Source organism: Anabaena sp. CCY 9910 (genome assembly GCF_963920875.1).
Classification (GTDB): Bacteria; Cyanobacteriota; Cyanobacteriia; order Cyanobacteriales; family Nostocaceae; genus Trichormus; species Trichormus variabilis.
This window is the reverse complement of the sequence record NZ_CAWUDJ010000117.1, coordinates 1-825: the sequence shown is the minus strand read 5'-3', so window position 1 is coordinate 825 and position 825 is coordinate 1. Positions and strand designations below refer to the sequence as shown.

1 protein-coding gene is annotated in these 825 nt (G+C 35.9%); it reads left to right on the top strand.

The features are described 5' to 3' along the window. On the top strand, positions 1-783 hold a 783-nt coding region (locus ACM5QX_RS29540; protein WP_414756758.1), incomplete at its 5' end, for a transposase. Positions 784-825 lie beyond the last annotated feature (42 nt).

The following is an 825-nucleotide window of genomic DNA, read 5'->3' as shown; positions in this document are numbered from 1 at the left end:
ATTAAATTAGTGTTAGCAGATAGTCTATATGGTGAGAGTGGAGATGTAATTAGATGTTTAGAAAAATTAGAACTAGAGTTTATCGTAGCAATTCGCTCCAATCATGGAGTGTTAATGCCCCCAGGAAGCCGAAAACGTTATAATCGTTGGAAAGCTTATGAGCAAAAGCTTTCACATCGTCAAGTAGAAACTCGTTACCTGAGAGAAATTATTTTTGGTCAACGTCGCCGCATCCGATATTACCAAATCAGTAAAGTTAATACACCCGACCCCACTGGAGATGAAAGTTGGTACATCATGACTAATTTATCAACTGATTTGTCACTCAATGTCGCGCAACTTTATAGTTTAAGGAACTGGATTGAATATGGTTTTAAACAGGTTAAAAATGAACTGGGTTGGGCTGATTTTCGTCTGACTGATTATGAAAGTATTGAACGCTGGTGGGAAATCATTTTTAGTGCTTACCTTTTAGTTAGCATTCAGGCTACTTATTTTCAACTTCATGCACAAACTCAATCAACATCTAGTTCAGAATCACCTTCATCAATAGACTTTAATAGTTCTCAATATAGTCAACATCCTAATTGGGAATCTGGTATAACATGGAAGAGTGCCTTAAATAATCTGAGATTGCTCATTCAACCCTATATTTTTTACTGTTTGATTCAACCTTGGCTCACAGTATTTAACATTCCTGGTATGAAGCGTTGCTTTTTGAAATTAATCGACTTTATAAATGATTTTCGCGCTTCTCCAGTCAGTTTCTCTGTTGCTAGTTGAATCTCTTGTCAATTTTTCTTTTCCTAAAGTAACAAAAGAGGG